Consider the following 7,166-nt stretch of genomic DNA (forward strand, 5'->3'; position numbering starts at 1 on the left):
TCCTTTTCTTTGTTATTCTACTTAAAGTAAACAATGTCCTTAATCGTAAACACCTTATCAGTTATCCCTAATCGTTGAGCAGGTGTTTTTTTATCATTAAACTTCTTATTAGTTAGACAGAAATTATAATATACTCGCAAAATAGTTACTGCATAATGAGCATATTTAGGATTGAAGTTTGCATAAATATATGACTTTCCATCTCCTCTTGAAGTCGTTAAAGGTCGTTCTAACACTGAAATACTCCGATGTATTTTTTGAAAGAAATCGTCAATAGAACGCATATTAGCATGGGACATGACTTTAGCTAATTCTTCTAACTCCATCTCACGAACATCTGTCATACAGGTTAAGTAGCGAAATCCTTCATCAATTGCGGGATAAGGGAATTGAATAGGATTTTCTCCTTTATACGGATAAAATACACCATCAATCACCTTCTCTTCGTAGAAGTCATGATAAGCTAATTGCTCCTCTAAATGAGCGCAAATTCGCTGATTTGTATTTAGATGATCATAACCCCAATCTTGTGCCCATTTTTCAAATTCTCTTCGTTGCTTCATCGCAACTGCAAAGGCATCATTTCTTGTTAAACTTTTATCAACTTGACAACCAATAACATGGGACTGTTTCGTCTTTAATTCCTCAGCAAAGATTCTAAAAATAGAAGTTTGAATCGTCATATCCTGGTCATTTATAAAATAATATTTCTTAGCTTTTAAAGATTTCTTTAATAGCCACATATGAGCCATACAGGTATAAGTAGGCTTTACATGTAATCCATCCACATAGTTCTTCTTATCATCAAAAGAAAAACGCTCTAATTCATACTCTTCCTGTGTTTGTGTGTCCATTTTAATGGGTGGTTGGGGGGCATACTCATGGCGTAGTCGTTCATTTTTACGAATGTAATATAAAGTATGGTCACAATGATAGGTCATTGTATCTTGTTCAATTTCATCTAACTTTACGTTATAGTCATAAGCAAAATCAGTCCGAAAAACATAACCACTTTGTACATCTGTTGTCGCATACATATAAGTTGTTGGTAATTTGTTTTCCTCTCGATTTCCTCGCGTACCATTACTTTTAAGGCGTTTATAGTTTAAGTTATACATAAAGGCATCTGTATTTAAATATAATGAATCAAATTCCTTATTCTCTAATACTTGCGTTTCATGGCGCTCTAAAAATTCCAAACACTTACGATAAAGCCATTCTAACTTATGATAATACGTGCTGGCTCCAATTCCATTTTTACGAATGGTTCCATTCACAGGAGTACGATTAATCAAATCTTCGAACAGACTTAGTAAAACATCATTTTTCTGTTGACCATATGAAAAAGCTCGATTTTGTTTAGGTTGTTCGCTGGTTTTCTTTGCACAAGTCTTACATTTATATACTTGTGCCCCAACCTTACTAAGTCCTTGCTTAGTGAAACTTTTAGGGTGAGTTTTCGGGGTATGAGAGTAATTTGGACACTCTTCTTTGTGATAATCAATAACAAAAACATCAGGAACGACACTATTGATAGCTTCTAAGCGAGTGATTTCTTCTGCAATAGCCCAGTTGCTAAGTAAGGTCGATTTGTTACCTAATGAGGGTTGAAAAGGGCTACAACCATATACTGTACAATCAATTAAAGAATCATTTTTTGTACTCACTATTTTATAACGAGAAGGCTTACCTTTTAAGTCAGTAAACCTTTCTTGTTGTAAACCAAAATTAGGACAAAATGGGTTGGTACAAGTATTAAATTGAATTTGATACTGATTATCTCGAACTTGAAAAGTAACCGGCCTGGCCCATAGTTTACGTTCTTTTTTAGCGAATACCCCAGGAGGTAGTATTGGATATTCTGTTTGGCGTTGAGCTACCTCATCAGGAGTAAATAATGGCTCAACTGAAGCTTGAATATCTTCTTTAGTTGCAAGCTTCCTCATATGGTTCATCTTCTAACACCTCATCTGTATGATTTTCGAATAATCTTTGTTGTTCTACAGTCAAATGTTTAAGTAATCCAGATTGAAGAAATTTTTTAATACTGCGTTGTTCACTTATCCATTCTACGAAGTCTGTATCCTCCTTTAATATCTCTAAAAGAAAATGATCCAGCACTTCACCTTCTGGATAATTAGTGTACTTACTATATAACTCAAGAATAAGACGACTTGATTTTAGAATGGCATATTCTTCACTAACCGTATCAGGTCTTTTTGGTTTTAATAGTTTCATTTTTCAAATTCTCCTTTTTATACCAAGAAATATTTTACATTTCAAAGATAGTATAGTAAAATAAAATTGTCAAAAATAAATGACAAAAACAAGAGAAAAATTTCGAATTTTTGTACACTCTTATTATGAGATATTATTAGGTGATTTATCCGAAACTATATTTTTTTTTCATTAATAAATGTGCGTATTTTTGTAAACAAAATTACAATGATTTTTACATAGATTTTTGTAATTAAAATTGTTAATGTTTTTGTAGACATAAGAAAAGCGGTCATAATTTTATGACCGCTATTTTATTAGATGCAAAAAGTGTTACAAAAACTCATGTGATTTTATATAAAAATCTTAATAAACATTGATAATACAACAAAAAACAGCTATACAAAAATAGCTGTTTTTTTAGATGCAAATTTAAGAACAATTTTGTAAAAACTCTCCCAAAACGGAAACCGATGACTTTCCCTAGCAGTTGGGGATAGATTGCCGTTAGCAATCGCCAGGTGACCCATTCACGAGAAAGTAACTCAATCTGAATTATGTCAGTTTATTGATCAACATCATCAAGAACATGATATTAAGCAACTTTATGAGGTCTTAAGTGTCCCAAGAAGTACTTATTATCAATCGAAGCATCAAACTGAATCTAAGTGGAAACGTGAAAATCAACAACTGCTTGAACGAATTAAGAAGATTTATTTTGAAAGTAGCCGTCGATATGGTGCTATTAAGGTACACCGTCAATTGAGTAAAGAAGGATTCTCTGTTAGCTTGAAACGTGTTCAGCGATTAATGAAATCAGGCGGTTTAGCTTCGATTATTCAAAAGAAATATACCCCCTATAAACAATCTAAGGAACTTGTTTTAGAACGTGATAACATTCTAGAACAGGATTTTTCGACGACTTCAATTAATCAAAAATGGGTATCCGATATTACTTATATTTACGTTCAAAAAGAAGGTTGGTGCTACTTAGCTTCAGTGATGGATTTACATTCAAAGAAAATTATTGGTTATCATTTTTCTAAGCAAATGACAACAGACATTATTGTTCAAGCTTTAAAGAATGCTTATGTTTCTCAAAGACCCAAAGGCAAGGTTATACTTCATACTGATTTAGGGACACAGTATACCAGCCAAGATTTTAAAAACTTAACCTCAGAACTTAATGTCATTCAATCTTTTAGCCGTAAGGGATGCCCTTACGATAATGCTTGTATTGAATCATTCCATGCCACTTTAAAGAAAGAAGAAGTGTATCAAACCACATATGTGACGTTTGAACAGGCTAGAATGGCCTTATTTCAATATATTGAAGGCTGGTATAATCGCAAAAGAATTCATGGTTCCATTAATTATTTAACACCAGAAGAATGTGAGCAACTTGCACGACAAATTGCTTAAAAACTTAACTTTTTTGTGTCCAAAATATTGACCTAGATCCATATGTTTATGATGAACAACAGCTTTGTTTACAACTAAGCTCCGTATCGCAAAAGTTAAATTTTATCAAAGAACAAGAGCTTCAATGTTTTTTTAAACAACTCTCAACAAAAGCAACTTCAAAAACAACTTTGAATGATGATCAGCTTCAACGTATTTTTTCTTTTGTGATTTCAATGCGTTATGTTGAATATTTAAGAGGGTTTTACAATGAGCTGAGTTTAGTTGATAAGGTGCACTTATCGTCTACCTTAAGCCGATGTTCAAAGGAGTTACTTGCATTTTTTGTCAGTCCTAATTCTTTGACAATTCAAAAGATACAGCAGTTTAAACACAGATATTTAGAAGTTCCATCTCAACGAATACATCAACTGCAAACGAAATTATTTCATGAATTAGAAAGGTGGGCGCTAGCCCATCCTGATCTTGAATTTATGAGCTTCAATGAGAAAGTGCTAACTTTTTCTGAAGGATTTCAATTCTCGCACTTAGACCGCAAAGAACCCTTTGTCATTTTACATGACTCATAACTCTTCGCCATTGTAAGCTTTAAGAAATTATGGTTTAATTATCCATATTAATTAAATGAGGGAGAGGTAAATATGATAAGTATCCGCTCAATGGATGCAACTGATTATGAGAAGGTTGCCAACATCTATCAACAGGGAATTGATTCTAAACAATGTACATTTGAGACAGAAGTACCAACCTGGGAGAGTTTTGATCAAGGACATCTTCAGTATCCGCGATTAGTAGCAGTTGATGAACAAGGACAGGTCTGTGGATTTATCGTCTTGAGTTTAATGAGTTCAAGACGATGCTTTCGAGGAGTTGCCGAGATTAGTATTTATTTAGATCGAGCTTATACAGGACAAGGGATTGGAAGAACCTTAATGAATGAAATGATTACTCAATCAGAAGAAGCGGGGATTTGGAGTTTATTTTCTGGAATTTTTCCAGAAAATAAAGCAAGTATTGCACTTCATCAACGATGTGGTTTTCGAGAAATTGGTTATCGTGAGAAAATGGGAGAAAGCGAGGATGGTACTTTTCGAGATGTTATCTTTTTTGAGCGTCGAAGTCAGATCATTGGGTAGATGATAATTTTGTAATTTAATCTATCTTTGAGTTTCGCCTAACATTTAAACGCATATAGTAAAGTAGACAGTTAAAGTGAGGCGATACAATGGAATATGGTATTAGTGGTTATCAAACTGATTACCGATTTATGAAAAAAGAGGTGATTCAACTTGCTCATGAAACGGTTCCGTTAACGGGAACTGAACAAGTCGATCAAATTTATTTATTAGGAACTAAAGAGGATGATAATTTAATTTATAGCGATATTGCATTGGTTGTTGAAAATGGAGCAACTGGAGAAAAAAAGTTTTACCCAATTCCAACTTCAAAAGGAATGGGGGGCGGGATAGATCTTGTAGATTTTACGCATGATGGTTTGTTAGACGTGGGGGTCTATATTTTTAGTGGTGGAACCGGAAGTCAAGTCGATTATTATATTTTCTTTAATCAAGGTAAGGCAGTACAACTTGGATTTAGTAATAAATTATTAGAAGAAAAATTTAAATTTCAAGTCACCTACTTACCTAAGTATCAAGTCGAAATTAAAAATTTGAATACAAATGAGACAACTATTTTAGATTTATCAAGACGGAGTCCAGATTATTTAGAGGCGATTTACGATACGCAAGGGAATTTAAAAAATCCATTATTAGGGGTTGTCGCTCCTGTCAGTGATTCAAATCCAATCAATAGTAAACATTACTCTCAAGGTCATGATCTGATTTTAACCCAACGAATATTAGGCCGTTCACATAATGATACGTTAGGTTATGTTCAATCATACATAGGGTTTGATGAAGGAAAATATTATGTCTATCGTACGCTAATTTCACAATAATAGGCGATTTAACTAAAAATCATGATTAAAAGTTAAAAAAAATCAAATACTAAAGGTCAGAAACTGTATTTTATATGGGAGTGATATGGATGACAATTGAAGCCTTTGTATTTGGAGCTATTTTTGAAATGTGTATTACTTATTTAATTTTATGTGAATTATTTTTTTAGATATGAAACATTAAGTCATGAAAAAAACATCATCTTAACTAAGAATGATGTTTTTTTCATCATTAGTAGGTTGATAGGATAAGGAATCCGTTAGTAAAGCTAAAATTAGCATTCCAATGAATAATGGAAATAGATTTGATAAGTTAGCCAATTGGAAAAATTGAAGATTAGCATCAGGGGAGGATATTTTATTAATGACATAGAGGTAATGATTTAAGTTTGGGTTGATGGCTTTTTTACATTGAATTCGTTGGATTAAGTCTAACTAAAAGTCAGGTGATTGGTCATTCTAACCTAAGGTGAGATAAGTTTCATTTCTAATGGTTGCAGGAACAGCCCCATGTAATCACATTGTTTTCTTACTAAGAGATATGGGCTTACTTGAGGGGCTTCAATAGTTAAATAACTCACCATAAGGGCATGCTTCTCGAGCAAAAGTTTAAATTTGAATATGACGCGCACTAAATATTTCTTCGCTAAAAGTAGGTAAATGAGCCTTAAGTTTTACATTGGCTTGTGCTTGTGTTTCAAGTATTGGATGAAATCAACAAATGAAGCTAAGTAATAGTAATAGCCTGTATTTTTTAGATACATCATAGAAAGCCCTCCTACACCATACTGTGTTAATTGTAGCATGTAGATGTATTTATGCGAAATATTTCCATAAAAAAGAAGCTATCGATGAGATAGCTTCTTCTTAAGTGACAGTATGGTGGAGTAAATAGTGTGATGGTGTATGAGATGTTGGTAGTTTTATAAAGTGATAAAAGGATTATTTGTTAGTAAAAGGTAAAGAAATAAATAATGTATGAAGTATAATGGCTATAACAATGGATTAAAAGTGTTTAAAAGATAGAAGTTTAAATAAAAATTTAGTAAGGATATAGGAGAATGATAGGTAATGTATGAATGTTTATGTTTAGAAAAATTTAATCAATTGTTTGATTGTGTCTACTGTCCTTAATCGACTGAGGATACCGGAAGTGATTAAGTAAATAGATTTTGTTAAAGTGTTGTAGGAAAGTTGGATATTAGACTGAATTAGGAATGTTTTTAGGATGTATGAGTGATTTGGTATCCTCAATATACCATATGAAAATAAAGAAGAGTTGTCTGTGTTTATGTCATCAAAAATAAAAAAAACACCTTAATCGGTGTTTATTGTTCGGTTTGGTACCAATGGCCGGACTCGAACCGGCATGAAGTAAGCTTCGGTGGATTTTGAGTCCACTGCGTCTACCAATTCCGCCACACTGGCATTTACAAATTTATTATATCATATCTTATAGCAGTTGCAAGTGTTTTTTTCAAAAAAATTCCAATTGTGAACGGTAGTATATCATTGTGAATGAATTCCTAATGTAAATTTTAATTAGAAAAAAAGTAACTATTCAGCCACC

The 7,166-nt window shown here is 32.8% G+C and carries 4 protein-coding genes, 1 tRNA gene and 1 pseudogene; 3 read left to right on the forward strand and 3 right to left on the reverse strand.

Going from position 1 to position 7,166, the window contains the following annotated elements; genetic code table 11:
• Nucleotides 1–17: 17 nt before the first annotated feature.
• Both NEH75_RS06125 and NEH75_RS06130 read right to left on the reverse strand, forming a co-directional pair.
• The gene (locus tag NEH75_RS06125) at nt 18–1,955 is read right to left on the reverse strand and encodes an insertion element protein (RefSeq protein WP_262948645.1); all 1,938 of its coding nucleotides are present in this window, start codon (nt 1,953–1,955) and stop codon (nt 18–20) included.
• Nucleotides 1,927–2,238, reverse strand: coding sequence for a hypothetical protein (locus NEH75_RS06130; RefSeq protein ID WP_262948646.1), 312 nt, complete (start codon nt 2,236–2,238; stop codon nt 1,927–1,929). Before NEH75_RS06130 ends, NEH75_RS06125 begins: the two co-directional genes overlap by 29 nt.
• Before the next feature lie 507 nt (nt 2,239–2,745).
• Between NEH75_RS06130 and NEH75_RS06135 the strand changes: the two are divergent.
• From NEH75_RS06135 to NEH75_RS06145, 3 genes and pseudogenes are all read left to right on the forward strand, one after another.
• Nucleotides 2,746–3,639 (forward strand): annotated as a pseudogene (locus NEH75_RS06135) (IS3 family transposase); the annotation flags it as partial.
• Between the two features lie 641 nt (nt 3,640–4,280).
• A complete protein-coding gene (locus NEH75_RS06140; RefSeq protein WP_055304633.1) occupies nt 4,281–4,775 on the forward strand; it encodes a GNAT family N-acetyltransferase in 495 nt (164 codons plus the stop codon).
• 89 nt (nt 4,776–4,864) lie between these two features.
• The gene (locus NEH75_RS06145; protein WP_055304635.1) at nt 4,865–5,596 is read left to right on the forward strand and encodes a hypothetical protein; all 732 of its coding nucleotides are present in this window, start codon (nt 4,865–4,867) and stop codon (nt 5,594–5,596) included.
• Between the two features lie 1,341 nt (nt 5,597–6,937).
• Here the strand turns inward: NEH75_RS06145 and NEH75_RS06150 are convergent.
• Nucleotides 6,938–7,024: transfer RNA gene (locus NEH75_RS06150), tRNA-Leu, on the reverse strand.
• Between the last annotated feature and the right edge of the window lie 142 nt (nt 7,025–7,166).

The organism is Turicibacter sp. T129 (assembly GCF_025594975.1).
Lineage (GTDB): Bacteria > Bacillota_I > Bacilli_A > MOL361 > Turicibacteraceae > Turicibacter > Turicibacter bilis.

Excerpts from the sequence above, each read along its gene's own strand:
- NEH75_RS06130 (WP_262948646.1), bottom strand. The coding sequence starts at position 2,238 with ATGAAACTATTAAAACCAAAAAGACCTGATACGGTTAGTGAAGAATAT.
- NEH75_RS06140 (WP_055304633.1), top strand. The coding sequence starts at position 4,281 with ATGATAAGTATCCGCTCAATGGATGCAACTGATTATGAGAAGGTTGCC.
- NEH75_RS06145 (WP_055304635.1), top strand. The coding sequence starts at position 4,865 with ATGGAATATGGTATTAGTGGTTATCAAACTGATTACCGATTTATGAAA.
- NEH75_RS06125 (WP_262948645.1), bottom strand. The coding sequence starts at position 1,955 with ATGAACCATATGAGGAAGCTTGCAACTAAAGAAGATATTCAAGCTTCA.